24 protein-coding genes are annotated in these 25,587 nt (G+C 51.4%); 21 read left to right on the top strand and 3 right to left on the bottom strand.

Going from position 1 to position 25,587, the window contains the following annotated elements:
• Positions 1-10 precede the first annotated feature (10 nt).
• Both nasC and CF651_RS08300 read left to right on the top strand, forming a co-directional pair.
• Positions 11-2,143 (top strand): assimilatory nitrate reductase catalytic subunit NasC, encoded by a 2,133-nt coding sequence (gene nasC, locus CF651_RS08305; RefSeq protein ID WP_094014389.1) that lies wholly within the window; start codon positions 11-13, stop codon positions 2,141-2,143.
• Positions 2,144-2,338: 195 nt separating this feature from the next.
• Positions 2,339-3,391: an anthranilate phosphoribosyltransferase gene (locus CF651_RS08300; RefSeq protein ID WP_094014388.1), complete on the top strand. Its 1,053-nt coding sequence runs from the start codon at positions 2,339-2,341 to the stop codon at positions 3,389-3,391.
• Positions 3,392-3,581: 190 nt separating this feature from the next.
• On the opposite strand, the gene CF651_RS08295 is transcribed toward CF651_RS08300, so the two are convergent.
• Positions 3,582-4,085: an NUDIX domain-containing protein gene (locus CF651_RS08295; RefSeq protein WP_094014387.1), complete on the bottom strand. Its 504-nt coding sequence runs from the start codon at positions 4,083-4,085 to the stop codon at positions 3,582-3,584.
• A 213-nt stretch (positions 4,086-4,298) separates the two neighbouring features.
• Here CF651_RS08295 and CF651_RS08290 point away from each other — a divergent pair, with 213 nt between their 5' ends.
• From CF651_RS08290 to yajC, 14 genes are all read left to right on the top strand, one after another.
• Complete coding sequence (locus CF651_RS08290; RefSeq protein ID WP_245855778.1) at positions 4,299-4,763, top strand: ACT domain-containing protein; 465 nt, start codon at positions 4,299-4,301, stop codon at positions 4,761-4,763.
• 39 nt (positions 4,764-4,802) lie between these two features.
• On the top strand, positions 4,803-6,089 hold the full coding sequence (locus tag CF651_RS08285) for a homoserine dehydrogenase (protein ID WP_094014385.1): 1,287 nt from the start codon (positions 4,803-4,805) through the stop codon (positions 6,087-6,089).
• Between the two features lie 11 nt (positions 6,090-6,100).
• Entirely contained in the window at positions 6,101-7,093 is a 993-nt protein-coding gene (gene thrB / locus CF651_RS08280) for a homoserine kinase (protein WP_094014384.1), read from the top strand.
• Complete coding sequence (gene pheA, locus CF651_RS08275) at positions 7,090-7,974, top strand: prephenate dehydratase (protein ID WP_094014383.1); 885 nt, start codon at positions 7,090-7,092, stop codon at positions 7,972-7,974. Before thrB ends, pheA begins: the two co-directional genes overlap by 4 nt.
• 7 nt (positions 7,975-7,981) lie before the next feature.
• Complete coding sequence (gene ilvE / locus CF651_RS08270; protein WP_094014382.1) at positions 7,982-8,860, top strand: branched-chain-amino-acid transaminase; 879 nt, start codon at positions 7,982-7,984, stop codon at positions 8,858-8,860.
• 329 nt (positions 8,861-9,189) lie between these two features.
• Positions 9,190-10,884 carry a LysM peptidoglycan-binding domain-containing protein gene (locus tag CF651_RS08265; protein WP_094014381.1) on the top strand — a complete coding sequence of 565 codons (1,695 nt, stop codon included), beginning with the start codon at positions 9,190-9,192 and terminating at the stop codon, positions 10,882-10,884.
• Between the two features lie 120 nt (positions 10,885-11,004).
• Positions 11,005-11,721, top strand: a complete 717-nt coding sequence (locus tag CF651_RS08260; RefSeq protein WP_245855777.1) for a BofC C-terminal domain-containing protein — start codon at positions 11,005-11,007, stop codon at positions 11,719-11,721.
• Between the two features lie 149 nt (positions 11,722-11,870).
• Complete coding sequence (ruvC, locus tag CF651_RS08255) at positions 11,871-12,374, top strand: crossover junction endodeoxyribonuclease RuvC (RefSeq protein ID WP_094014380.1); 504 nt, start codon at positions 11,871-11,873, stop codon at positions 12,372-12,374.
• On the top strand, positions 12,371-13,009 hold the full coding sequence (ruvA, locus tag CF651_RS08250; RefSeq protein WP_094014379.1) for a Holliday junction branch migration protein RuvA: 639 nt from the start codon (positions 12,371-12,373) through the stop codon (positions 13,007-13,009). The genes ruvC and ruvA overlap by 4 nt, the downstream gene beginning before the upstream one ends.
• A gap of 15 nt (positions 13,010-13,024) precedes the next feature.
• Positions 13,025-14,029 carry a Holliday junction branch migration DNA helicase RuvB gene (ruvB, locus tag CF651_RS08245; RefSeq protein WP_094014378.1) on the top strand — a complete coding sequence of 335 codons (1,005 nt, stop codon included), beginning with the start codon at positions 13,025-13,027 and terminating at the stop codon, positions 14,027-14,029.
• Positions 14,030-14,099: 70 nt separating this feature from the next.
• Complete coding sequence (locus tag CF651_RS08240) at positions 14,100-16,250, top strand: SpoIID/LytB domain-containing protein (RefSeq protein WP_094014377.1); 2,151 nt, start codon at positions 14,100-14,102, stop codon at positions 16,248-16,250.
• Between the two features lie 7 nt (positions 16,251-16,257).
• Entirely contained in the window at positions 16,258-17,316 is a 1,059-nt protein-coding gene (gene queA / locus CF651_RS08235; protein WP_094014376.1) for a tRNA preQ1(34) S-adenosylmethionine ribosyltransferase-isomerase QueA, read from the top strand.
• A 30-nt stretch (positions 17,317-17,346) separates the two neighbouring features.
• Positions 17,347-18,483 (top strand): tRNA guanosine(34) transglycosylase Tgt, encoded by a 1,137-nt coding sequence (gene tgt / locus CF651_RS08230; protein WP_094014375.1) that lies wholly within the window; start codon positions 17,347-17,349, stop codon positions 18,481-18,483.
• Between the two features lie 30 nt (positions 18,484-18,513).
• Positions 18,514-18,837, top strand: coding sequence for a preprotein translocase subunit YajC (yajC, locus tag CF651_RS08225; protein WP_094014374.1), 324 nt, complete (start codon positions 18,514-18,516; stop codon positions 18,835-18,837).
• 84 nt (positions 18,838-18,921) lie between these two features.
• Here yajC and CF651_RS08220 read toward each other — a convergent pair whose 3' ends face one another.
• Positions 18,922-19,281 carry a TIGR04086 family membrane protein gene (locus tag CF651_RS08220; RefSeq protein ID WP_094014373.1) on the bottom strand — a complete coding sequence of 120 codons (360 nt, stop codon included), beginning with the start codon at positions 19,279-19,281 and terminating at the stop codon, positions 18,922-18,924.
• 298 nt (positions 19,282-19,579) lie between these two features.
• Here CF651_RS08220 and CF651_RS08215 point away from each other — a divergent pair, with 298 nt between their 5' ends.
• The gene (locus tag CF651_RS08215) at positions 19,580-20,251 is read left to right on the top strand and encodes a DUF421 domain-containing protein (protein WP_094014372.1); all 672 of its coding nucleotides are present in this window, start codon (positions 19,580-19,582) and stop codon (positions 20,249-20,251) included.
• Positions 20,252-20,254: 3 nt separating this feature from the next.
• Here CF651_RS08215 and spoVB read toward each other — a convergent pair whose 3' ends face one another.
• Complete coding sequence (spoVB, locus tag CF651_RS08210; RefSeq protein ID WP_094014371.1) at positions 20,255-21,817, bottom strand: stage V sporulation protein B; 1,563 nt, start codon at positions 21,815-21,817, stop codon at positions 20,255-20,257.
• 157 nt (positions 21,818-21,974) lie between these two features.
• Between spoVB and CF651_RS08205 the strand changes: the two genes are divergently transcribed.
• The 4 genes from CF651_RS08205 (at position 21,975) to CF651_RS08190 (ending at position 25,579) form a co-directional block, all read left to right on the top strand.
• A complete protein-coding gene (locus CF651_RS08205) occupies positions 21,975-22,310 on the top strand; it encodes a post-transcriptional regulator (RefSeq protein ID WP_094014370.1) in 336 nt (111 codons plus the stop codon).
• A gap of 124 nt (positions 22,311-22,434) precedes the next feature.
• Complete coding sequence (secD, locus tag CF651_RS08200) at positions 22,435-23,661, top strand: protein translocase subunit SecD (protein ID WP_094014369.1); 1,227 nt, start codon at positions 22,435-22,437, stop codon at positions 23,659-23,661.
• Entirely contained in the window at positions 23,651-24,562 is a 912-nt protein-coding gene (gene secF, locus CF651_RS08195; RefSeq protein ID WP_094014368.1) for a protein translocase subunit SecF, read from the top strand. The genes secD and secF overlap by 11 nt, the downstream gene beginning before the upstream one ends.
• Before the next feature lie 63 nt (positions 24,563-24,625).
• Entirely contained in the window at positions 24,626-25,579 is a 954-nt protein-coding gene (locus tag CF651_RS08190; protein WP_094014367.1) for a cation diffusion facilitator family transporter, read from the top strand.
• The last annotated feature ends 8 nt before the right edge of the window (positions 25,580-25,587 follow it).

The following is a 25,587-nucleotide window of genomic DNA, read 5'->3' as shown; positions in this document are numbered from 1 at the left end:
GTGAGAACAAATGAGCGACTTCCTTAAGCATTTTCAAAAACAGCAAGCCTCGCTCAGCCCGCGGGAAATTGTGAGACAGACCGAATGTCCTTATTGCAGTGTGCAGTGCACAATGAATTTGCATGAAGAAAAATCAATAAGAGTCAGCAGGTATTCGGTGACAGCCCGTAAAGAGGACCCGGTGACGGATGGAAGACTTTGTGTCAAAGGGTTGAATGCCCACACTCACGTGCTGGACGACCGCAGGCTGAAGCAACCGATGGTCAGAGGACGCGATGGAAAGCTGTTGAATGTTTCATGGGAGTCGGCATTGGAGCAAATCCGGATTCAGGTGCAATCGCTGCAGGAGCGGTACGGCAACGATACGATCGGCGTATATGGCGGTGGATCATTAACGAACGAAGAGAGCTATTTGCTTGGCAAATTCGCCCGAATCGCTCTGCAGACGAAATATATTGATTATAACGGCAGATTTTGTATGTCGGCCGCCGCCGGGGCCTCCAACCTGACGTTCGGGATCGACAGGGGCTTGACCAATCCCTTATCCGAGGTGCCCTTGGCCAAGTGCATTATTCTGGCGGGGACCAACATTGCCGAATGTCAGCCTACGATCATGCAGTACTTTCGCAAGGCAAGGCAGGAGGGCTGCAAGATCATCGTTATTGATCCGCGTGAAACAGCAACCTGCTCGATCGCCGACCTCCATCTGAAAGTAAAGCCGGGCTACGATGCGGCGCTTGTTAACGGGATGCTGAAGGTGATTCTGGAGGAAGGATATGTGGATGAGAGCTTTGTTCGGGAGAGGACCAACGGCTTCGATGAACTGGCGGAGCATCTCAAGCGCATATCGCTTTCGGAGGTCGCCGCTCTAACCGGCATCTCTCCTCAGTCGATCATGGAGGCTGCACGGATGTATGGCGAGGCGGAGACGGGAATGGTATTCACTGCACGCGGGGTGGAGCAGCATGCAAGCGGTGTAGCAAACGTACGGAATTTTCTTAATCTGGTGCTGCTCACCGGCAAGATTGGCAAGCCGGGCTGCGGCTATGGAGCCATCACAGGTCAGGCCAACGGCCAGGGGGGCCGAGAGCATGGGCAGAAGGCCGACCAGCTGCCCGGCTACAGGCTCATCGAAAACCCGGAGCATAGGGCGTATATCGCAAAGGTGTGGGGGGTACCGGAGGATCAATTGCCGATGAAGGGACTGTCGGCCTACGAGATGATGGAAGCAATCCATCGGGGGGAAATCAAAGGTTTGATTATTCTCGGCTCGAATCCGATCGTATCCAATCCCAACAGTCATCTGGTAGAGAAGGCTTTGAAAAAGCTGAAGTTTCTGCTTGTGATCGATTTGTTCGAGTCGGAAACGGCAAAGCTTGCTCATATGCTGCTGCCCGGGTCCGCTTATTTAGAGGATGAGGGGACGATGACACAGCTTGAGGGACGTGTCATGGTACGCAGAGCCGTCAAGCCGCTGCCAGGCAAAGCCCGCTTGGATTGGCGCATTCTCTGTGATATCGCTCAAGTACTGGGGAAAGGGCAATACTTTGAATACCGATCAGCGGAGGAAATATTTGATGAACTAAGGATAGCCTCCAAGGGAGGCAAGGCTGACTACTACGGCATGACCTATGAGAGGCTGGAGCAGCAGCATGGGATGTTCTGGCCTTGTCCGGAGGAGGCGCATGCAGGGACGCCTCGGATGTTCGAGGACGGGTTCGCGCATGCGGACGGTAAGGCAAAACTGGCGCCGATCGAGCATCAGAACCCGAAGGAGGTGGCGAACAGGAAGTATCCGTACCTGCTAACGACCGGACGTGTGCTGCAGCACTATTTATCCGGTGTTCAGACACGGAATACCCCTGAGCTCAACTCCAAATACCCGGAGCCCTTGCTCGAAATTCATCCCGATGCAGCGGCTGAGCTCGGGCTGGTCCATGGCGGTCATGCCAAGGTGGCCTCGAAGCGGGGCAGCATCCGGTTGAAAGTAAAGGTTTCATCCAAGATCCGGCTGGATACCGTCTTCGTTGCTATGCATTGGGGCGGGGACGGATGCATTAACCGTTTGACCAACCCTTCCTTGGATCCTGTCTGCAGGATGCCGGAGTTCAAGGTTTGTGCCGTGCAGATCGCCCCGTCTTAAGGCGTGAAGGATTTTTTCTCGCTCACGGTGCACACCGTTCCCAGACAATATAGTTCATCGGTTCAGGTCCATTCGTAAGCAGATTCTGCTTACGATTTTGCTCTTTACTTATAAAAGAGCGTGTTCACAAAGCCTTTGCTCTAATTATTCAGACAGAACACGCTCCCCGATCCGACTCCGAAATGAGGTGACATCATGAAGCAATGGATTAAAACGATAGGTACAGGTAAAACAGGCTCGCGTCATCTTACTTATGATGAAGCGGTTGCCGCCGCTCACGCGATTGCGCGGGGAGAGGCTACGGATGCGCAAACGGCAGCCTTTCTTATGGCGATGCGGATGAAAGGCGAGGCGGACGAGGAGATGATGGGCTTTATTGATGTATTTCGCAAGTACTCGCTTCCGTACCGCTCGTTTTCGAACTCATTGAACTGCGCGGGACCTTACGATGGCCGCCATTATTTCCCGATTACACTCCCGGTCAGTCTGCTTATTGCTTCTGTAGGCTTTCCGCAGGTGCTTCATGGGAGCGAGTCGCTTCCGCCGAAGCTGGGACAGTCCTTGAAGGAGCTGCTGGAAGGGCTGGGCATTCAGGTGGAGCTGGAGGCCAAGGAATGGGAAAAAATATTTTTAACGTTGAACATCGGGTTCATCTGGACGGATCTGATCTGTCCTCCATTCAGCAGAGTGCGGCATATTCGGGAGCAGATGGGGCTGCGAACCTTTTTCAATACGGTTGAAAAGGTGATGAATCCGGTACACTCGCAAAATATTATTATTGGCGTCAATCACAAGACGGCGATGGACCATTTGATTCACCTGCTGCCGAAATCAGGCTTTGAAACGGCCTATATTGTACAAGGGATTGAAGGCTCGGAGGATTTGCCGATTTATAAAACAAGCTCGATTCGCAAGGTGACTGCCTGGGGCGACGAATCCAGCAGCATTGATCCGGTTACATTCGGTTTTCAGGGCGACATGCTTGAGAAATGCAGCAAGGAGGAGCAGCTTCGTTTGATGGCCCGAGTCATTGCAGGCGACGATTCGGATGACATCAAGAACGAGAGAGAGCATGTCATTTTTAATGCGGGACTGCGGTTGTATTGGTTCGATAAGGTGGCTTCCTATGAGGAGGGGTTCCAATTGGCCCGATCGCTTTTGCAGCGCAAAGAGGCGTTGAAGGTATTGAACAAATGGTGTGAAATGAGCAACAAAAGCGAGTTTCGTCCGAGAAAGCAGGCGAATTAGCAGGTGACAATCCGTGACAAAAAAACCGTAGGGAGCAGACGAAATGCGTCCTTACGGTTTTTTGCTGTGCAAAGCATGCGGGGCGCGTGCAATTTGTACTACCTGATGGTTAAAGGGGCGAATGAGTCCAGGGCGGTCATGTCGAAGTCCGGGGAATAAATAAGCCTTGCTAGGCTTTAAGAAAAGGCTGCTAGTTCATCAGCGGATCGACGAGCGGTGTCCATAATACGGCAGGCTGTTTGCTGCTGTCATACCCTGCACTGCCTACCCAGATGTGAGGAGCGGGGCCGTTAGTGAAATAATGGGCCAGCAAGGTGTGGAAAATAAACGGAATATCCCTTTGGAGCACCTGCTCCCGAGGAATCCAGTGCAGCACGCCTTCGTCCGTCTGAAGAACATCCCTCCGTGCAGTGTGGGCGGTATAAATAAACTGCTGCCGGATTTCATTTTGATTCAATCGGATCAGAATATATTGCAGCTGCAGATCGAGAATTTCATGAGGCTGCAGGCCGGTTTCTTCAAAGATTTCGCGCAGGCAGGCGGTGCGCGGGTCATTTATTTCCTCAGGCTCCAGGTGACCGCCAACGGCGGCCCACATGCCCGGGTTCAAGGTTCGGGTCAATGACCGTTTCATCATCAGTAAATCATTGCCGTTAAAAAGCATGGCGGTAGCCATCATACGTGCGCGGATCAAGGCGCTTCTCTCCTTTTCAAAGCGGTATCGGGTAGAGCGAGGCCTCCCGTGCTTCCATATGTATCCCAATGTATCACGAATGGGTTGGCATTGAACAGCGTACAGATGTGGAAACTTACAGCAGTACGAAAAATGCCTATTGCCGTAAGGGGTTATTTTCGATATAATGTCCACTATGTAGAAACAATCGTCTTTTTAGAGAGGACTGTTACTGTGTTGGAGAAAAAAGAGGCGGAGATCGGCCGCGAACGGTATTATCTGGTTCGTGAGGATATTTTGCCTGAAGCGCTCATCAAAACGGTGCAGGCCAAGGAACTGCTGGCCCGCGGTGAAGTGAAGACAATTCATGAAGCTGTGGAGCAGGTGGAACTGAGCCGAAGCGCCTTTTATAAGTACAAGGACGGGATCTTCCCCTTAAGCAAGCTGGATCGGGAGCGAATTGTTACGATCTCGATGGATCTGGAGCATCGCTCGGGGATTTTGTCCAGAGTGCTGGCGATGATAGCGGGGCTGGAGGGCAACGTACTGACGATTCACCAGACGATCCCTCTGCAGGGGGTTGCGAATGTGGTGATTTCGGTCGAAACGTCGCTTATGGCGGAAACCGTAGCCCACTTATTGGAGAAGCTTCGCGAGCAGGACGGCGTCAGCCGCGCAGCTGTCGTTGGGCAAGGCTAGAGTGAGCAATAAGGCAATTACACTAGGAGGGAATTGAACATGAAACCAATCAAAGTCGGCCTACTGGGCCTGGGTACTGTAGGAACAGGTGTTGTTCGTATTGTGGAAGGAAGTCAGCAGGATGTGCTAAGCCAAACCGGCGCTTCGCTCGAGATTGCTAAAATTTTGGTTCAAGATAAAAGCAAGGCCAGAAGCATTGCTGTGACTAGCGACAAGCTGACGGAAAATGCTTGGGATGTCATTGAGAATCCGGAAATCGACATCGTCGTTGAGGTGATGGGCGGGATTGATCTTGCCAAGAAATATATTTTGGAATCACTCGAGAGAGGCAAGCACATCGTTACGGCAAATAAAGATCTGATGGCTTTGCATGGTCCCGAAATTTTGGCCAAGGCGTCCGAGAAGGGCTGCGATGTCTTGTATGAAGCCAGTGTAGCCGGTGGCATCCCGATCATTCGTGCGCTGGTTGAAGGATTGTCCTCTGACCGAATTACCAAAATCATGGGAATTGTGAACGGGACGACCAACTACATTATGACCAAAATGAGCCAAGAGGGTGCGGCTTATGACGACGTATTGAAGGAAGCGCAGGACCTCGGTTATGCAGAAGCCGACCCGACATCCGATGTGGAGGGCTTTGATGCCGCTCGGAAGATGACGATTCTCGGCAGACTGGGCTTTCATGCCAATGTGGATTTGAGCGACGTATCGGTTCGCGGCATCAGTCAAGTGACCAAGGAAGACATTGCATACGGGAAGCGTCTGGGCTATGAAGTGAAGCTGCTCGGTATCGCCGAGTCGCAGGATGACCATATCAGCATCAGTGTGCAGCCTACGATGGTGAAGCAGTCCCATCCATTGGCGTCTGTGAACGGCGTGTTCAACGCAGTTTACGTGTACGGTGAGGCGGTAGGGGAGACGATGTTCTACGGACCCGGGGCGGGTGAGCTGCCTACAGCCACATCCATAGTTGCTGACCTGGTTGCCGTTGTTCGCAACCTGAAGCTTGGCATCAACGGACGTCGCGGATTTGCGCCTTATAAAGAAAAGAAATTGAAGTCCGATGAGCAGATTTCTTCCAAAAACTTTATTTTGCTTCACGTGGAAGATAAAGCAGGCGTACTGGCGCAAATTACACAGGTGTTTGCCGAGCATGAGGTCAGCCTGGAATCGGTGCTGCAGCATCCGAACAAAACGAACCCGAAGGCGGAAATCATCATCATTACTCACGATGCGAATCAAGCGGCAATGAAGAAAGTATTGAAGCAGTTCGACGCGATGGATGTCGTACATTCCATCAAGAGCGTGTATCGGGTAGAGGGGTAAGGTACTGATTCATGGGAGTAAATGCGAACACAAATGCAGCTAATCGGAAGGTTTATGTCAAAGTACCGGCGAGCACGGCGAATCTTGGACCTGGCTTTGACACGCTAGGCATGGCGCTGGATTTATACGAATGGATCGAGATGGGCTTTGCGGAGCAAACGAAGATTCATTTGTTCGGCGATCAGGTGGAAGGCATTGCAACGGATAAAACCAATTTAATTTATAAAGTGGCCCAGCTGGTATTCGAGAAGGCGGGAGTGCAGCATCCGGAGCTGGAGATCGCGATGTACAGCGATATCCCGCTGACACGGGGCCTTGGCAGCAGTGCGGCAGCGATCGTCGGCGGCTTGGCGGCCGCCAATGCGCTCATCGGCAGTCCCTTGTCCGATGATACGCTCTTTCAGCTGGCGACGGAGCTCGAGGACCACCCCGATAACGTCGGGGCGTCCCTCTTCGGCGGACTGGTCGTCGCCTTCTGGGACGGGCAGCGCGCGGAGTATATCCGCGTCGAGCCGGATGAGAGGCTGGAAGTGCTGGTGGCCATCCCGCACTTCCAGCTGGCAACCGAGAAAGCGCGGCATGTCCTGCCGCGCGAGCAGAGCCTGACGAACGCCGTCTTCAACGTCGGCCATTCGTCCGTGCTTGTCGCCGCCCTGTGCACCGGGCGGCTCGACATGATTCCGCGCGCGATGAAAGACGCGCTGCACCAGCCTTACCGGGCCGCCCTCGTGCCAGGGCTGGCCAAGATTCTCGCCGAGGCGACGGATCACGGAGCCCTCGGCGTAGCCTTGAGCGGCGCGGGCCCTACGATGCTCGCGCTCGTAGACCGCAGCAGCTCCCGCAAGGCGGAGCTGGAGCAGTTCCTGCTCGATACGCTGGCGACCGAGCAGATAGAGGCCACGCTGCTCTGGCTGAACCCGGATCGCGGCGGCGTGCAGGTGTTGACACACTTTGATGCAGGGTGTACATTAATCGAAAACATCAAAGGAGATGTCCGCGGATGAAGCGAATTGCGCTTTTAGGTCCGGGTACATTCACGGAGGAATCAGCCCACAGCTTCTTGGGCAGCGGAGAGACGTACGAGTACGTGAACTGTAAGCTGATTGACGATGTGTTTATGTCAACGGTCAACGGGGAAACGGATTACAGCGTCATTCCGATTGAGAATACGTTTGACGGATCTGTTCGGCTCCACCTGGATTGGCTGATTCACGAAGTGGATTTGCCGATGCAAGCGGAGTGGGTGTTTCCTATTTCTATTAACCTGCTCGGGATTGGCGCAGGGAAAGGAAATCTCGAGGCCAGCTGCAGCGGCCTGACCAAAATCATTTCCCATGGCGTAACCCTGACCCAATGCCGGCAGTTTTTACGCAAATATTTGCCGCATGTGGAGCTGGAGCAAGTAGGCAGCAACGGGGAAGCGGCCCGGCTTGTCAGTGAGCTGGGTCGCCCGGATGTGGCCGCATTGGCGCCGAACGGAGCGGGGATGCTGTACGGACTCCATACGTGGGCTCCCGCGGTGCAGGATCATCAGAATAACTATACCCGGTTTTTGCTGGTAGGCAACGAGCCGATCCAGCTCCCGGGAAGAGCGCCGGATTTTACCAAAACGACGATTATCGTTACGCTGCCGGATGATTATCCGGGCGGTCTGCACCAGCTATTGTCCGCCTTTGCATGGCGCCGGATCAACTTGTCGAAGATTGAGTCGAGACCGACGAAGAAGAAGCTGGGCACCTATTATTTTTATATCGATGTGGAAGCGTCTATGGATTCCGTTTTACTTCCGGCAGCCCTTCAGGAAATTGAAGCGATCGGCTGTCAGGTACGCCTATTGGGCTGTTATCCGACCTATTCTTATGAGCCTGTACATTCGGAGGTGTAAGTAAGGTATGGCACAAGTGATTTATTTGAATGGAAAATATGTCAGCAAAGCGGATGCTCAAATTTCAGTCTATGACCACGGTTTTTTGTATGGTGACGGGATTTTCGAGGGGATTCGGATGTATAACGGCAATATTTTCAAATGCAATGAACACTTGGATCGCCTATACGATTCGGCTAAATCGATTATGCTGACGATTCCGCTCTCTCAAGACGAGCTGCGGCAGGTGCTGATCGAAACGATCCGCCGCAATGAGCTTAGAGACGGATACATACGGCTGGTTGTTTCGCGCGGCCCCGGAGATTTGGGTCTGGACCCGCGCCGTTCTCCCAAAGCGAATGTGATCCTTATCGTAGAGCAGCTGTCGATTTATCCGGAGGAAGCCTACATCAACGGGCTGAAGACGGTATCGGTGTCAACCCGGCGCAACGTACCGGATGCGTTGAACCCGAAGATCAAATCCTTGAACTACTTAAACAATATTTTAGTTAAAATACAAGCCAACCTTGCGGGCGTGGGAGAAGCGATTATGCTGAACTCGCAGGGCTACGTGGCGGAAGGCTCCTCGGACAATATTTTTATCGTCAAAAGAGGTGTCGTCTTTACCCCGCCTTGCTATGTCGGCGCTCTCGAAGGCATTACCCGTGCGGCCATTATCGAATTGTGCGCCAATCTGGGCTACAAGGTGAAGGAAGAGCCGTTTACCCTGCACGATGTCTACGTAGCCGATGAGGTGTTCTTTACCGGGACAGCTGCTGAGGTTATTGCGGTACGGGAGGTCGATGCCAGAATTATCGGGGAAGGCAAGGCGGGTCCGATCACAACAAACCTGCTGAAGGAATTCCGCAAGCTGGTTGAAGTAGACGGCGTTAAAGTTTACGAATAAGCGACAAGCCTTCTCACATACAATGAGCAAGAAGAAGCCTGATTCCTGTAAGGGGAGACGGACTCCTCTTGCTTTTTTTGCGTAGGCGGGGAAAGGACTTTTTTGACTTGAAGGACGATTTTCATGGGGGGAATTGAATTTTTTGCTTGAACCGATGGTCAAATGCCCACCAGCCTGCATAAGCTGTATTGTCATTTTATTTCGTCGCGTGTGAACGGTGGGCCAGTCAACGGTACCTGCTTGCACACGGCGGCAAAGTAGTGTTCTCTGGAACGAACGTGTCGATGGAGAAGGGCTGCTGAAGTGAAAACTTGAAGGAGGTTTGTGCAGTGAAAATCCATATGGTCAAGAAAGGCGACACTCTCTACCAAATTGCGCAAAAATACAATGTCGATCTCGATGCGCTTATCGCGTTGAACACCCAAATCGCCGATCCCAATGTGATTGATGTCGGAATGAAGGTGAAAATCCCGACCAACCCGAAGCCGGTGGAGCCGCCGTCAGATTATCTTTACAAACATATCGTCATGCAGGGAGATACGTTATGGAAGCTGGGCAAAGCCTGGAATGTTCCGCTTAACGATATGATCGAGGCCAACCCACAGCTCAAAAATCCAAGCGTACTGATGACGGGAGAAACGGTGTATATACCGAAGGTCAAACCGCAATCCGGCCACCATCCCTCTCAGCATCAACACTATCATGGGGGTCATGGACATAAGAAAAATACGGCCCCGATTCAAACGATGCCTGCTCCGATGCCAGTGCCGATGCCGACTCCTCCAGTGAACATGCCTACAGAGATGGCACCGGCTCCTGAAATGCCCTTGATGCCGATGCCGTTCCCGAATTTGCCCAATGTACCTAACATGGAAATGCCGCAGCAGCAGGCTCCTAATATGGAAATGCCGTATCATCCGGGACCTGCAATGGAGCTTCCGCTGAACCAGGCTCCCAACATGGAAATGCCATATCATACCGTACCTAATATGGAGATGCCATTCGAGCACGGTCCTAACATGGAAATGCCGATTCATCAAGAGCCTAATGTGGAAATGCCATACAACCAAGGTCCCAATATGGAAATGCCTTTTCACCAAGGCCCTAATATTGAAATGCCCTCCCACCAAGGCCCTAATGTTCCGTCACCTTATTCTCCCTTTACGATGACGTCTCCGGCAGCCGAAGTGAATCAGAATCAGCCTGTTTATGTGAGCCCTTTTTCCGAGCAAGTGCCGGATTTGATGCCGGAAGTCCCCTCCAATATGATGCCGAACTTTTCGGCACAGCAGCCATCAATGGACCTGTTTCAGCAGTTTCAGGTACCGGCTACGGAGGTGATGTCGCACCATTTTAACGATATGAATCAGGCAGCCTGGCCGCAGCAGGCAGCTCCGTCATTTCCAACGATGCCTTCGGCTGAGCAGATGCCGTTTGGGGGCTATCCCGCACAGATGCTGCCTGCCTATACGACACCTATGCACTTCAAGGATTGCGGCTGCGGAGGATCGCAAATGCCAGGATTCAATCAACCGATTCCTTATCCGCTTGGGGCTCATGCCGAAATGCCGGTCATGGGTTATGAACCGCATGAGTATCCTCATGGCGGTCACCCACAAATGATGTACCCGGGTCAAGGCTTTCCAGGCATGATGCCTGCGATGGATCATCCGTCGTTTCCGGGCTACGATCATCCGATGGCTATGACTTCCGCTTACCCAGGCGGGATGTACCCGATGCACCATGGTTTTCCAATGGGGAACCCGTATGGCGGATTCCCTTACGGCGGCCATGACGGGGATTGCGGCTGTGGTGGCCATAAGTCCAGAGGTGAAGAGCAGGAAGAACGGGTATCGTTGGATTCCGTCTCCCGTTCCTCTTCGGACAAAGAAGCGTTCCAATCTTCAGGCAGCAACAAAAAAAATCGCGCGGCAGCAAGCAACACCCGTTCTTCCCAGAAAACAAGCAGCCGCGTCGCGGCTTCCAAACCCAAAGCGAAACGTTCGCCGTGGATTAACGTCTAACACGTGTCATTGTCTAAAGATTGCCGGATTCAGCCGGGAGCTCGCGCTCCCGGTTTTTTGCTGCTGACAAAGAGGCATTCGCAGTCCTCAACGCGCACATTCGTATAAAGAGACTAGCAGATGGAGAAAATGGTAAAAAAAGAATTGAAGGGGATGCGGATGATTCTTCTCAACTTGCTAAACAAAATTAAAAAAAAGCTGCGTTGGAAGCGTCGCTGGATCACTTTGGCGTGTGTGCTCGTTGTTGCGGGACTTCCCATGATCGCGTTGACCCTCTTGCATCAAGGGACATTTTCTACAGAGTGGTCGAAGGATAAAGAGCAGTCGGTGTTTGGCCGTGGATTAGCCCAGGCGGTTCAGCAGCAGCCGGAGGAAGAAGTAAGGAGGGTCATCGGCCAGGTCGTTGGGCAGCAGGAGACCTATTCGAAAAAGGCATATGTTTGCGGCGAAGAGCTGCAGCTGCTCGGAATGTTGACATCTGAGCAAATGCTGCAATATCACAAGGAGCATCCAGAGTTGACGGTAACACTCGGCGAAGCCGGACAAGTTTATTTTACGGAAAGGGTCGAGGATTTGTCGCCTCAATGCAAAAATAATGCCTATTTCGGTTTGGATGCGAGCGGCAATCTATCTTTGTTTGAAGGTGTGCCTGGGGGAAATCAGGTGATTCGGACCTTTTTTCAGCTCGATATCCAGTACTTGGAAAGCAGTTTGCCGAAAGAGACGGTGAAGCAGCTGTACCGTGGCATTCCTGTCAATAATCTGGACGAATATAACAGTGTGTTGTCCACCTTTGCTGATTTCGCTGTTGTCGAATCCCGGCCTGATATGAAGTAAACAGAAAACGAACTTTCGGCTCCAAGCCGGGGTTCGTTTTTTTCTATGTTAAGGGATTTATGTCTTTTAGGGCGTGTCACACGGGACAATATCTGCTATAATGGCAGGTGAACACATATGTTCGCTTTTGGAATGGGAGAGTGCAGCGGTTGCGTATTATGGGGATTGACCCGGGCATAGCGATTGTCGGTTTCGGGTTTATAGATAAGGAAGGCTCGCGGCTCGTTCCGGTACAGTACGGCTGTATTCAGACCGAGGCGCATACGGATAATGCAGTACGGCTGCAGATGGTTTATGATGCGACAGTTCAGCTGTTGGACAAATATAAGCCGGATGCGGTGGCGATTGAGAAATTGTTTTTTAATCGCAATGTAACGACCGCTTTTACGGTAGGTCAAGCGAGGGGAGTTCTCATGCTGGCTGCCGTACAGAAAGGCATTGCTATCGCGGAGTACACGCCTCTGCAGGTAAAGCAGTCGGTTGTCGGTTACGGGAAGGCGGAAAAGAAGCAGGTGCAGGAGATGGTACGTATGCTGCTGCATCTTTCGGCGGCGCCCAAGCCAGATGACGTGGCCGATGCGCTGGCAATTGCCATATGTCATGCCCATGCTTCGACGCTTCAACAAAAAATGAACGAGGTAACCAAACGATGATCGACTTTTTAAGAGGAACGATTGTACATAGGGAAATAGATTTTGTCGTCATGGACGTCAGAGGCGTCGGCTATCGTGTTTATTGTGCGAATCCTTATTCCGCTTCCTTGAAGGAGGGGGAGGAAACGACTCTTTTTACACATTATCAGGTTCGTGAGGATGCTCACCTGCTGTTCGGCTTTGTCAATCGGGAGGAGCAATCGTTGTTTCGTCTGCTGATTGAGGTGAACGGGATCGGACCGAAGGTAGCCATCGGCATCCTTGCAGGGGGCGGACGGCCGGAGGTTATCGCTGCGGCTATTCAGCAGGAGAACCTTAATTTTTTGACCAAGCTTCCGGGAATCGGACGTAAAACAGCACAGCGGATTGTATTGGATTTGAAAGATAAGCTCGGCGGCATTTCCGTTCCAACGGAATCTCTGTCCGCTTTTAACGGCGGAGACGATCTGTTCGCGGCGCCGCAGGGAGTCAATTCGTGGAGCGAGGCGAAGGCTGCGCTGCTTGCGCTTGGCTATACCGAGGCGGAGGCAGACCGTGCAGGGCAGGCGATTAAGCCGAAGCTGATTGGCGGCGAGACGGTTGATGCGGTCATGAAGCTGGCGCTGCAGGCGCTGTACCAGCAGTCGATGCGCTAAGAGGGGGACAACACCATGGATGACCGGATTATTTCTGCCCATCTGATGATGGAGGAGCAGACGATGGAGCTTAGTCTCCGTCCGCGGTATTTGGCTGAATATATCGGGCAATCGCAAGCAAAGGAAAACCTGAAGATATATATCGAGGCGGCCAAATTGCGCAAAGAAGCACTGGATCATGTGCTGCTGTATGGACCGCCGGGGTTAGGGAAGACGACGCTGTCCAACATTATCGCCAACGAGCTCGGGGTGAACCTGCGTACGACGTCAGGTCCGGCTATTGAACGTCCCGGCGATTTGGCCGCAATTTTGACCAATTTGCAGGAGGGCGATGTTCTGTTTATCGATGAGATTCATCGCCTCCACCGAACCGTTGAAGAAGTCCTCTATCCGGCGATGGAGGATTTTGCATTGGATATCATCATTGGCAAGGGGCCGAGCGCGCGCTCGGTCCGTCTGGATTTGCCAAGGTTTACGCTCATCGGAGCGACGACACGCGTGGGACTGCTGTCCGCTCCGTTAAGAGACCGTTTTGGTGTGGTCAGCCGCCTGGAGTTTTATACCGTGGATGAGCTTTCCTATATTGTCAGCCGAACGGCGGATATTTTGCAGGTTCAAATTGTCGGGGACGCTTCTGACGAAATTGGCAAAAGATCCCGCGGGACGCCACGTATCGCCAACCGCCTCCTGAAACGCGTAAGGGATTACGCCCAGGTCAAAGGGGACGGGATCATTACGCTGGACATTGCCCGTAAGGCTTTGCTGGGCATTCAGGTGGACCATTTGGGTCTCGACGACATTGACCATAAAATGCTGCGGGCGATCATTATGAGCTTCCAGGGGGGGCCGGTCGGACTGGATACGATTGCCGCGACCATTGGCGAGGAAAGCCAGACGATCGAGGATGTATACGAGCCTTACTTGCTGCAAATCGGATTTCTGCAGCGCACCCCGCGTGGGCGCGTAGCTACCCACCTGGCCTATCAGCATCTAGGGCTTCCTGTGCCTGATAACCGTTAGCCGAGGCAACTGGGGAGGCTTGAACCCCGGATGCCCGGATGCCTATAACTTTGAGAGGGGAATGCCGTACATGGGGAAACTGCGACCTTCCTTGGGTTCCTTACAGCATTGGACATGGTCTTTATGCCTCGGCAGTGTCATTGCAGGTGCAGCCGCGTTCGCGCTGCTTCCTTCAACTTCGGTATATGCCGCTGCTTTACCCAAGGTCGATAATATAAGAGTAGCATTATTCATAGAGACGGGAAAATACAGCGATACGACACCGGCGGTTACGTTATCCTCCGATAAAGGCTTGGATGCCGGCTTTACAGGGGGCAAGAGCAAAGCGGGAGCCGCTCTGGCTTTGACTTCGGGCAATCAGCAGGTGAAAGCAGCGCTGGAAGCTTACCGGGCGCTGCTTCTCGAGAGCGCGGATGCGGCGCAAGTCAAGGCTGCCGCTGCCAAGCTGACAGCTGCCAAAGAAGATAGTCTGATCTTGAAGAGGGATAGACAAGGCAAGCCGGTCTATCAATTATTGTCCGGGCCTTATACCACGAAGGAAGCTGCTGCAGCCGCAGTAAAGAAGGCTTCGATGGTTACATCCGCTGCGGATACCATTGCGGGCTTTGCGCCTCGGGTAACCGGACCGTTGCATTGGAATGCCGGCGTATTCGCCTCGGAGGACGCCGCTGCCGCACAAGCTGTGGTCATTAGCCAAGCCGGCTTTGAAGCGGATGTGGCCTATCTGGAGACGGCAGATGGTACAGCCTATGCCGTGCTGACCTCTTCAGCCTCCGATGCAGCAGAGCTGAGTGCAGCCAAGCAGCAAATAAACGCTGCTCTGCCATCGGTCGCGCTGCAGCCTGTGGACGCTGCCCAAACGTATGCCCTCAAGCGCAAGGCGCTCGATAAAGCTGCGGTTGGGATCGTGGAACAAACCCAGCTGATGCTGGGAGGAGGCGGCAGCGGTAAGCTGACGGTGTCGTCGAAGGCGGGCTCCACAATCAAAGTGGAGGAACGCTCCGCGAGGAGCTACCGGGGTTCGATAGAGCTGTCCCAGCTGAACGGGAAGCTGGCGGTTATTAACGAGCTTCCATTCGAGCAATATTTGGTCTCGGTGGTCAGCTCCGAGCTCAGTAAGGACTGGCCTCTCGAAGCTTTGAAAGCACAAGCCGTGGCTGCGCGTACGTATGCATTGAAACAGGGTGTGAAATATCAAATTGCCCATGTGACGGACACGACGCTGGATCAGGCCTACAAGGGGGCTGCAGTGGAGTTCGCTTCGGCTTCCGATGCGGTGCAAGGAACCGAGGGTGAAGTGCTGGCCGATCAAGGCGGATTGATTTCGCCCCTGTTTTATTCGAATGCCGGAGGGTTAACCGCCGATTCTTCCGAGGTTTGGGGAAATAAGGTCGATTACTTGAAGAGCGTGGCCACGCCGGATGAGGGCGCTGAGAAAGGCAAAGCGGTGTGGTACCGTATTGTGCTGCCTAACGGCAATATGGGGTATATTCATTCCAATTATGCGCGGGATACGGGGAAGAAGAATGCGGCGGGTTTGCCGTATTATGAAGCAACAGACACGGGGGTCAGTGTACGTTCCGCTCCTTACGTGGACAATTCAGGGAACCCCGCATTGTTTAAGGTGGATATTGGGGACCGATTCGTCGTTTTCGACCAGGCGGTCGAATCGAACGCCTACTCCTGGATTCGCGGTCCCTATGAGGGCGACAAGCTCAAGGACAAAATCAATGGCGCGCTGGCTCAGCCGATTGCCGGAGCGATCGATCATTTGGAAGTCTCGGAGCGCGGACCTTCCGGTCGCGCCATACAGGTAAAGGCGAACGGACAAGTAGTGAAAACCTCTTATCCGGATGCTCTCCGGACGTTATTCAACAGCTTGCCCAGTACCCGGTTTGATATTGAAGAAACGGGAAGGTATACTATATTGGGAGCGAACGGAACGGTTCGCAGCCAATCACCTGCCATGCCTGTCGTGTACTTGAACGGAAGCTCAGCTTCAACGGCGGAGCCGGTGTCAGGCTCGCAAATGTTCGTTCTGAACGGAAGCGGCCAGGTGCGGGCAACCGATAAGGAATCGACATTTATTTTCAAAGGGACCGGCTTTGGGCACGGTCTCGGGATGTCGCAATGGGGTGCTAAAGGCTATGCGGAGCTTGGCTATGATTACAAAAAAATACTGCAGACCTACTATGTAGGAGTCTCGATAATCAAGGAATGAAGCCGATATGCAAGTAGAATGGTTCGACTATGAATTACCGGAAAGATTGATTGCACAAACCCCTTTGAAGGATCGTACCGCTTCCAGGCTCTTGACCTTGAACAAAGAAACGGGAGCGATCCGCCATCAGACGTTTGAGTCGTTAATCGATTATTTGGAAGCCGGGGATGTACTCGTGTTGAACGATACACGGGTGCTGCCAGCCCGGCTTTTTGGCGTGAAGGCGGATACCGGAGCCAAAGCGGAGGTCCTGCTGCTGAAGCAGCTCGAAGGCGATCGCTGGGAAGCGCTGGTTCGACCGGGCAAGAGGCTGAAAGCCGGCTCTGTCATTGCCTTCGGAGCCGAGGAGCAGGGCGAGGGCTCCAAGCCATTGCTTACGGCAACGGTGGAGGAAGAACGGGAGATGGGCAGCCGGGTGCTGCGCTTCTCTTATGAAGGCATCTTCAACGAGCTGTTGGACCGGCTGGGGCATATGCCGCTGCCTCCCTATATTAAAGAACAGCTGCCGGAACGGGAAAGGTATCAGACCGTTTATGCAAAGCATGAAGGCTCGGCAGCTGCCCCGACGGCTGGCCTGCATTTTACGAAGTCATTTTTGCATAGGCTGGAACAAAAGGGTATACAATTAGCCTATATTACACTGCATGTCGGTCTGGGGACGTTCCGTCCTGTCGCAGTGGACCATGTAGAATCCCATACGATGCACGAGGAGTACTATGAGGTCAGTGCAGAGGCTGCCGATCGGATCAATGCGGCCAAGGCCGGCGGCCACCGGGTGGTTGCGGTAGGCACAACGTCGGCGAGAACGCTGGAAACCGCTATTCGTGTGAGTACACAGCCGGGTCAGCTTACGGCCTGCAGCGGGTGGACGGATATTTTTATTTATCCCGGGGTCGAATTAAAGATCGTGGATGCGCTGTTGACGAATTTCCATCTGCCTAAATCCACACTGCTGATGCTGATCAGTGCGCTGGCCGGCAGAGAGCGGATTATGGCGGCTTACAAGGAAGCGGTCGAACAGGAATATCGTTTCTTCAGCTTCGGCGATGCGATGTTTATTTATTAGTAGAGGTAATTATAGAAAGAAGTGACGAACATGCCTGCAGTGACATATGAACACATCAAAACATGCAAACAATCCGGAGCCCGCTTGGGACGGGTCCATACGCCCCACGGCGTTATTGAAACGCCCGCCTTTATGCCGGTGGGAACGCAAGCGACTGTGAAAACGATGAGTCCTGAAGAGCTGAAAGCAATGGATGCCCACATTATTTTGAGCAACACCTACCATTTGTTTTTGCGTCCCGGACATGAGATTGTGAAGCAAGCGGGGGGACTCCACCGTTTTATGAATTGGGATCGCCCGATCCTTACCGACAGCGGCGGTTTTCAAGTATTCAGCCTCAGCGATATGCGCAAAATCAGCGAGGAAGGCGTTGCCTTCAAATCGCATCTGAACGGGGACAAGCTGTTTCTATCGCCGGAGAAGGCGATGGAAATTCAGAATGCGCTTGGTTCGGATATTATGATGGCTTTCGACGAGTGCCCACCGTTCCCTGCGGAGCACGCGTATGCCAAACAATCGCTCGAGCGTACAACCCGATGGGCTGAGCGATGCCTGCAAAGCCATTCCCGTCCGAAGGAGCAAGCCTTGTTTGCAATTATTCAGGGCGGAATGTACGAGGATTTGCGTAAACAGAGCGCCGCTGAGTTGACTTCCATGGATTTCCCGGGGTATGCTATTGGGGGATTAAGCGTGGGCGAGCCAAAGCATTTGATGTATGAAGTGCTGGAGTATACCGTCCCTTTAATGCCTTTTAACAAGCCTCGCTATTTGATGGGGGTAGGTTCTCCTGATGCTTTGGTAGAAGGAGCCATCCGCGGGATTGATATGTTCGACTGCGTGCTTCCAACGCGCATCGCACGTAACGGTACCTGTATGACGAGCTCTGGACGTCTTGTCATCCGTAACGCCAAATATGCTGAAGATTTTGGCCCATTGGATCCGGAATGCTCCTGCTACACGTGCAAAAATTATTCCCGCGCGTATATCCGGCATTTGCTCAAAGCGGATGAGACTTTTGGGATCCGTCTGACCACTTACCACAACCTTCACTTCTTGCTGGAGTTGATGCGTCAGGTGCGACAGGCGATACAAGAGGACCGGCTGTTGGATTTCCGTAATGTTTTTTTTGAAAAGTACGGTTTAGATGAAAACGGAAAAGGATTTTAAACGTATAGTATAGGGAAAGGGGGGATTTCGATGTGGTTAGCAGCTGATGCACCTGCTCAAGCGCAGGGGTTAGAAGGTTATTTAATTACATACGGTCCGTTGGTCTTAATGTTCGTCGTCCTGTATTTCTTATTGATTCGTCCCCAGCAAAAACGTCAAAAAACACGCACAATGATGCTGGGTAATTTGAAAAAAGGCGATAAAGTCGTAACCATCGGTGGACTTCATGGAACGATTCTGGAGATCACGGATGACACGGTCATTTTGCGTGTAAACGATGTGACCAAGCTTACGTTCGAGCGTTCCGCGGTAAATGCGGTATCAAGTACCGGAGCCGGCGACGAGAAAAAGTAATGACAGCAAATGCGAGCCTTCCCGATTAAGGGGCTCGCATTTTTTGTTTGGCGGGGGGGAGGTGACATATGATGCGAGCCTCCCTTACTTTTTGACATTAACCCCGATCATACCTCCCAGTGCGCCAGCGGCAAAAGAGAGCAGCAATAAATAGAGAGTTTCCTTCGTGATGCCCGCATCATAAGCCAGGAAGCCGATCAGCCAGATGACAAGCGTGTACACGATACCTAGAAAACCGCCGTGATACCACCCTTTACTGCTGCTCCGTTTCCCCGATACAATGCCTCCGATAAACATAGCAATCCCATGAATGGACATCGTATAGCCGAATAGCGAGCTTTCCTGCAGGCTTGTGATAAGCATGAGCATGGAAGTCATGACCGTTCCGATCAGCATAAAAATCATGGAGTACATTAACCCTGAAAATAAAGGGGATTGTTTCATGGCGCCGGTTCCTCCTTTGTCACAAACTCTTCTATCATCATTGTATGGGCACGTACATAAAAATAGTACAGGTTGTTCTTTTATGAAAATCGGCGGGCTGAATACATTGTTATCTCTTCTGAGGGCCAGTGCTTACGTACTCCTGGTTTGGTTGTAATCTAGTCTTTGTGCTGTAGCGGGCTATCCTATGTTTTGCCAACAATTCGTAAACGTCCGTGCTGCATGACATTGCTGTACTGAGGTCAAAATATCCATGGAAATAAGCCCTGTACTCAGGTTGAGGAAGGAGCCCACGGATATGTTGACCCTTTTTTTTCGCACAGTGCTTGTATATTTCATTGTCTTTCTGACCATGCGTATTATGGGGAAGCGGGAGATCGGGAAGCTGTCCATCTTTGATTTGGTCATTTCAATTATGATTGCGGAGATCGCAGTTTTTGTACTGGAAGACATGAGAAAGCCGCTTCTGGAAGGGGTTCTCCCTATGTTTACGCTGGTCGGCATTCAAATACTTATTGCTTTTGTATCGCTGAAAAGCGAGAAGCTTCGGCGACTTTTTGAGGGGAAGCCCGCTTATATTATCCAGAACGGACAGCTTGACCGGAAAGTGATGAAGCAGCACAGGTATAACCTGGATGATCTGCTGCTGCAGCTGCGCCAAAGCAAGGTGACGAACGTAGCCGACGTGGAATTTGCTATATTGGAGCCCTCTGGCAAGCTGACCGTCGTGGAAAAGAAAGCCGAGGAGAAAAAGCTGCAGGAAGGGCAGCAGGTTAAATTCCGTTATGAAGGGCTGCCGCTTCCTTTGATCATGGATGGGAAAGTACAGGATGAGAGCTTGGAGAAGCTTGGCAAGACACGATTTTGGCTGAAAAGCCAGCTGCAATCCAAGGGGATACGAGACTTTAAAGAGGTGTTCTTCTGTACCATTGATCATCGGGGAAAATGGTTTATTGACCGCAAAAGGTGAAGCTTACTTGACGAACTTTTTGCTAAGCCATATCACCCGCAGCAGATCGCTGCGCTGGATCAGTCTTAGCCATATCGAGCAGACCAAATAGAAAAGCATGCCTGCGGCACACGCCGATACAAAGCGCACGACTCCGCTGTCCCACCATTCGATTTGCATGATACCGAAGCTGATCCATCCTGAAATCATAACAGCCACGCCTACCTTGGCAATATCCGTACCATGCATCCGAAACTTCAGAAGCTTGACCACACTGCGCCAATGCAAAACCGTAACCAGCACAATATTGATATTGATTGCCAGAATCGCCCCGAGAATACCGAATTCCGGCTTACTGGCCAGCCACACGATGAGAGCCAGCTTTGCTACGGACCCGGTCAAGGTATTCACAAGAGCGCTGCCGGGACGGTCCATAGCCTGCAAGGTCGCCTGAAGGGGAGCTTGGCAGTATATAAATAATGCCACAGGAGCCATCATTTTCAGCATAGGGGCAATTTGTGCATTCCCATACATATAGTGGCAGAGCGGCTCAGCAAGAACGAACATGAGCATGGCAAAAGGAGCCCCTGTTACCAAAGCCAGCTTTAGGGATTGGTGCAGCCTTGCATGGATGGTCTTCATGTCACCTTGGGCAGCCGCTTCGGATAGGGAAGGAATCAAAGAAACCGATAAGGAATACGTCAGTGCGCTTGGCAGCAGCAGAATGGGCATGATCATTCCTTGAAGCGCGCCGTACTGGGCTGTCGCGAGCTTGGCAGACACCCCCGCGATGGCCAGGCTTTGAACGATCAGGATCGATTCAAAAAAATAAGAGCAGGACCCTACCAGCTTGCTTCCTGTAATTGGTACAGCCAGACGAAGCAGGTGCTTGAGCTCAGCCCATCGTCCGATCAGCCGGGAGCCTATTTTGGCAAGGGGGAGGCTTGGCGCGTTGCGCCTGCTCCGCCGGTAAGAGATAAACAAGACCAGTACGGCACAAATTTCCCCGATCAGAACACCGATCATAGCTCCAGCCGCTGCGTATTCAATTCCGTAGGGAAGCATCATATAAGCAAATATCAGAACGGTAAAAATACGCACCACCGTTTCAACGACCTGGGACAAGGCGGTGGGAATCATATTTTGCCTACCTTGAAAATATCCCCTGTATACCGAACCTATACCGACGAAAATAATGATCGGGGACATACAGACAAAGGTCAGGTACACCCGGGAATCGGTAAATAGACGGTTCGTAATCCATGAGGCGCCGAGCAGGCTGATAAGGGAAAAAATGACGCTTACCAGCGTGGAAAAAGCAAGCGCCATACGGAAAATACGGCGTACCCGGCTCTCGTCGCCTTCCGTTTCGGCTTCGGCGATCAGCTTGGCCACTGCAATAGGCAGACCGCCCGTAATCAATGTTAGAATAACGATAAGAAACGGGTACCCCATCTGGTATAGGCCAACACCTTCTGCTCCAATGAGCCGCGGCAGTGTGATTCTGGGAATGAAGCCGAGAATTCGGTTAACAATGCCTGCTGCGAGCAATATCATCGTGCCATGAATGAACGACTGTTTCGTCATTTGGATTCCTTCTTCCTCCCCTTGATTATTTAATGGATATGCTGAACCTGTCCCAGGGCATGCACAATTTTTATCAAATTGCCCGGCAAGGGAGGAAAAGACATTTGAACAGCGAATATGTGTAAGTGATAGAAGCTGTGCGGCAGGAGATGATGGAATGGAGCAAGATGAACGGATTGCCGATATCTTGGAGCCTCAGGAGGAATCGGAGGAGCCGGTTCGTTCGGAGCCGGAGGCAACAGAAGAGCCATTATCCGACGAGGAACTGAATCAAATGATCGAGAGTATATGCAACAGCAAGGCCGAGGAATTCCGTATGATCGGGTACGAGCACGTGACAGGCCAGGAAATATGGGAATGTGTAAGCGATAAATATCGTAAAACAGGCGTTCCTCCTCTGCATAAAATTGTCAACGATATTTTGTCTTTGAAAGTGACAAGCTTTATGAATTGGATGACCATGAGCATATATAAAACCGACCCTTTCAAATAATGGAAGGGTTGTTTTTTTCCAAAAGCTAAAAACCGCTTTGCGCTTGCTAAAATTGTCAAATTGACTCGTTTTTCGCAGGTAGGTATAATAGGCATATTGAGACTGGAAGGAGATCGTATTTTATATGAAAAGGATTGTTGCCTTTTTTCTAGTGGTGGTCATCACTTTGGTTGCCGCTGGATTCACAACCCCGCACTTGGTTAGCAAGATTAAGCTGGGGCTCGATTTAAAAGGTGGGTTTGAAATCCTGTACGTTGCAGAGCCTATTGAGGCGGGTAAGGCAGTAACGTCAGACGCCCTGAAAGAAACGGCTCGCAGCTTGGAAAAGCGTGCTGACTCCCTCGGTGTTGCAGAGCCGGAGGTAACGACAGAAGGGACCGACCGGATCCGCGTTCGGCTGCCGGATGTACAGAATGAAGAAGAAGTGCGCAAGAGCATGAAGGAGCCGGCAGAGCTTACTTTCCGCGGTCCCGATGGAACGAAGGAAATGGTCGGCAGCGATTTCGTGGAGGGAGCGGCTAAGGTCGGCTTTGACCAATCGAACCGTGCCCAAATCAATATTAAAGTAAAAGATGCGGATAAATTCAAGAAGGTTACTGAGAAGCTGCTCGGCAAACCGCTTGCTATTTATTTGGACGAGCGTCAGCTTTCCGCACCTACCGTTCAAAGTGTACTGTCGGACGGAGCAGCTACGATCTCCGGTAACTATACGTACGAGGAAGCCAAGGAATTGGCAGATACGATTAATCTGGGCGCCCTGCCGTTGAAACTAACCGAGAAATATTCTCAGGTCGTAGGAGCCTCGCTGGGTCAACTGTCCTTGCAGCAAACGGTGAAAGCGGGCTTAATCGGCTCGATACTAATCTTGCTCTTTATGGTTATCTTCTACAGACTGCCCGGCTTGGTGGCGGCAGTAACGCTTATTACCTATGTATGGCTGCTCTTGGCCGTATTTGATTGGATGAACGCCACTTTAACGCTTCCGGGGATTGCAGCCTTCGTACTCGGGATTGGTATGGCTGTCGATGCCAACATCATTACGTATGAACGGATTAAAGAAGAGATCCGCAGCGGGAAAAGCTTGCTTTCCTCATTGAAATCAGGCTCCAAGCATTCCTTCCGTACGATCATGGATGCGAATATTACGAACCTGATCTCAGGTGTTGTTCTTTTTTATGTTGGGAACGGAGCCATCAGAGGCTTTGCTTTAACGACAATTATGAGTATTATTTTGAGCGTATTGACGAATGTATTCTTCTCTCGTCTGCTCATCCACATGCTGATCAAGAGCGGTAAGTTCAATAAGCCGTCTCTCTACGGTGTAAAGGAGGCGGAAATCCGTGGACTATAAGAATCATTTTGACTTCATGAAAAACCGCAACAAGTTTTTCGGCGCCTCCATCGCCATTTTGCTGATCGGTTTGATCGTGCTTGTTGCTTTCGGTTTAAATTACGGCGTAGACTTTAAAGCAGGAACCTCTCTTGATATTAATGCGGGACAGACGGTAACCAGAGAAAAGGTGGACCAAACCTTTGAAAGCATTGGCTTGAAGCCTTCCGTCGTTTCCATCAGTGGGAATAACGACCATATTTCGGCTCGTTACGATACGATTCTGTCCGAGGCTGATGTGAAAAAGATCAATACAGGCATGAAAGCGGCCTTCGGTGATAAAGTTTCCCAGGAAGTGAATACCGTTTCGCCGGATATCGCCCGTGAATTAGGGTTTAAAGCAATGATTGCTGTCGCTATTGCGAGTGTTGCCATCTGTATTTATGTAAGTATCCGATTTGAGTGGCGGTTTGCTATTGCTGCGATTATTGCCATATTGCATGACGCATTTGTTGTTATTGCGGTATTCGCGATTTGCCGGTTCGAAGTAAACCTGCCCTTTGTTGCTGCGGTACTGACAACGATCGGTTATTCCATCAACGATAAAATTGTTATTTTTGACCGTGTCAGGGAGAATCTCCGGTTTACACGGCTGAAAACATCGGAAGATTTGTCTAACATGCTGAACAACAGTATTTGGCAAACGATGGCCAGAAATATCAATACGGTCGTGGTTGTCCTGGTCGCCGCTCTGTGCTTGTTTATTTTCGGCAGTGAATCGATTAAGCTGTTCGCTCTTGCCAAGATAATTGGTTTGACTTCAGGGGCGTACTCCTCTATTTGTATCGCCAGCCCTCTGTACTATCTGCTAAAGAATAAGTCGCTAGGTTCTAAAACCAGGGCTGCTGCAGTAAAAGAATAATAGCTGGCCGCGTAAATATTTATTTCCGCGGCCTTTCTATCAATTCACTTAAGGAGTGGCCCCATGACTGAGGAACGTGTGCAAAAAGCCGAAACAGGCGCTTGGATCGGAATTATCGGCAATCTTGGACTTGCGGTCTTGAAGGGGGGAGTGGGTTACTTCTCCGGAAGTAAAGCGCTCATTGCGGACGCGCTCCATTCGGCTTCAGACGCAGCGGGTTCTTTTGCCGTGCTTGCCCGTCTTCGTAACGCTAGGCTGTCTTCGGATGAAGATCGCGCCCATGGTCAGACCAAATCCGAAACGTTGACTACGATTTTCTTATCGGTTTTGCTGCTTGCCATCGGATGCGAGATTGCTATTCATTCCGCAAAGGCGATTTATCATGGTGTAGATGCTGCCCCTAAGGCGACTGCTCTACTTGCCATTGCGATATCCATTGTTATTAAAGAGGTCATTTTTCAATATAAATACAGGCTGAGGAAGCAGCTTTCCAGCCAACAGGTTTTGGCTTATGCATGGGAGCGGCGTTCGGATATGTATGCTTCCATTGCTGCCTTTTTCGGCGTGCTGGGGGCCATATTAGGGAATTATTCAGGTTATACTTATCTTTATTATCTCGATCCGCTGGCCGGTGTGTTCATCGCCGTATTGGTGCTTCGAATGGGCTATCGCCTGGTTACGCAATCCATACATAATCATATGGAGCATTTATTGCAAGAAGAGGACGCCAGAGCATTGATTCAGACAGTTCAGACCATTAAAGGTGTCATTGCAGTGGATGAGCTGCGGGCAAGAGAGCACGGTCATTACGTATTGGTGGATGTTAAAATCAGTGTTAACCCGCGAATCTCCATTCAGGAAGGACACGAGATTGCACGACTGGCCAAACAAGCACTGATGAAACGATTTCATCATGTATCGGATGTTCATATTCATGTAAATCCTTATGATCCGGGATATCCATATAAGAATAATGTGGATTCCGACACGGATCATTATCCTACTTTATTGCATTAAATGGAGGT

It is taken from the genome of Paenibacillus rigui, from assembly GCF_002234615.1.
Taxonomy (GTDB): domain Bacteria; phylum Bacillota; class Bacilli; order Paenibacillales; family NBRC-103111; genus Paenibacillus_S; species Paenibacillus_S rigui.
The sequence above is the reverse complement of the archived record's forward strand: the minus strand, read 5'-3'. Positions and strand labels throughout refer to the sequence as shown.

Coding starts and splice junctions, on each gene's coding strand:
- nasC (WP_094014389.1), top strand. CDS start 11: ATGAGCGACTTCCTTAAGCATTTTCAAAAACAGCAAGCCTCGCTCAGC.
- CF651_RS08300 (WP_094014388.1), top strand. CDS start 2,339: ATGAAGCAATGGATTAAAACGATAGGTACAGGTAAAACAGGCTCGCGT.
- CF651_RS08285 (WP_094014385.1), top strand. CDS start 4,803: ATGAAACCAATCAAAGTCGGCCTACTGGGCCTGGGTACTGTAGGAACA.
- thrB (WP_094014384.1), top strand. CDS start 6,101: ATGGGAGTAAATGCGAACACAAATGCAGCTAATCGGAAGGTTTATGTC.
- pheA (WP_094014383.1), top strand. CDS start 7,090: ATGAAGCGAATTGCGCTTTTAGGTCCGGGTACATTCACGGAGGAATCA.
- ilvE (WP_094014382.1), top strand. CDS start 7,982: ATGGCACAAGTGATTTATTTGAATGGAAAATATGTCAGCAAAGCGGAT.
- CF651_RS08260 (WP_245855777.1), top strand. CDS start 11,005: ATGGAGAAAATGGTAAAAAAAGAATTGAAGGGGATGCGGATGATTCTT.
- ruvA (WP_094014379.1), top strand. CDS start 12,371: ATGATCGACTTTTTAAGAGGAACGATTGTACATAGGGAAATAGATTTT.
- ruvB (WP_094014378.1), top strand. CDS start 13,025: ATGGATGACCGGATTATTTCTGCCCATCTGATGATGGAGGAGCAGACG.
- CF651_RS08240 (WP_094014377.1), top strand. CDS start 14,100: ATGGGGAAACTGCGACCTTCCTTGGGTTCCTTACAGCATTGGACATGG.
- queA (WP_094014376.1), top strand. CDS start 16,258: ATGCAAGTAGAATGGTTCGACTATGAATTACCGGAAAGATTGATTGCA.
- tgt (WP_094014375.1), top strand. CDS start 17,347: ATGCCTGCAGTGACATATGAACACATCAAAACATGCAAACAATCCGGA.
- yajC (WP_094014374.1), top strand. CDS start 18,514: ATGTGGTTAGCAGCTGATGCACCTGCTCAAGCGCAGGGGTTAGAAGGT.
- CF651_RS08220 (WP_094014373.1), bottom strand. CDS start 19,281: ATGAAACAATCCCCTTTATTTTCAGGGTTAATGTACTCCATGATTTTT.
- CF651_RS08215 (WP_094014372.1), top strand. CDS start 19,580: ATGTTGACCCTTTTTTTTCGCACAGTGCTTGTATATTTCATTGTCTTT.
- spoVB (WP_094014371.1), bottom strand. CDS start 21,817: ATGACGAAACAGTCGTTCATTCATGGCACGATGATATTGCTCGCAGCA.
- CF651_RS08205 (WP_094014370.1), top strand. CDS start 21,975: ATGGAGCAAGATGAACGGATTGCCGATATCTTGGAGCCTCAGGAGGAA.
- secD (WP_094014369.1), top strand. CDS start 22,435: ATGAAAAGGATTGTTGCCTTTTTTCTAGTGGTGGTCATCACTTTGGTT.
- CF651_RS08190 (WP_094014367.1), top strand. CDS start 24,626: ATGACTGAGGAACGTGTGCAAAAAGCCGAAACAGGCGCTTGGATCGGA.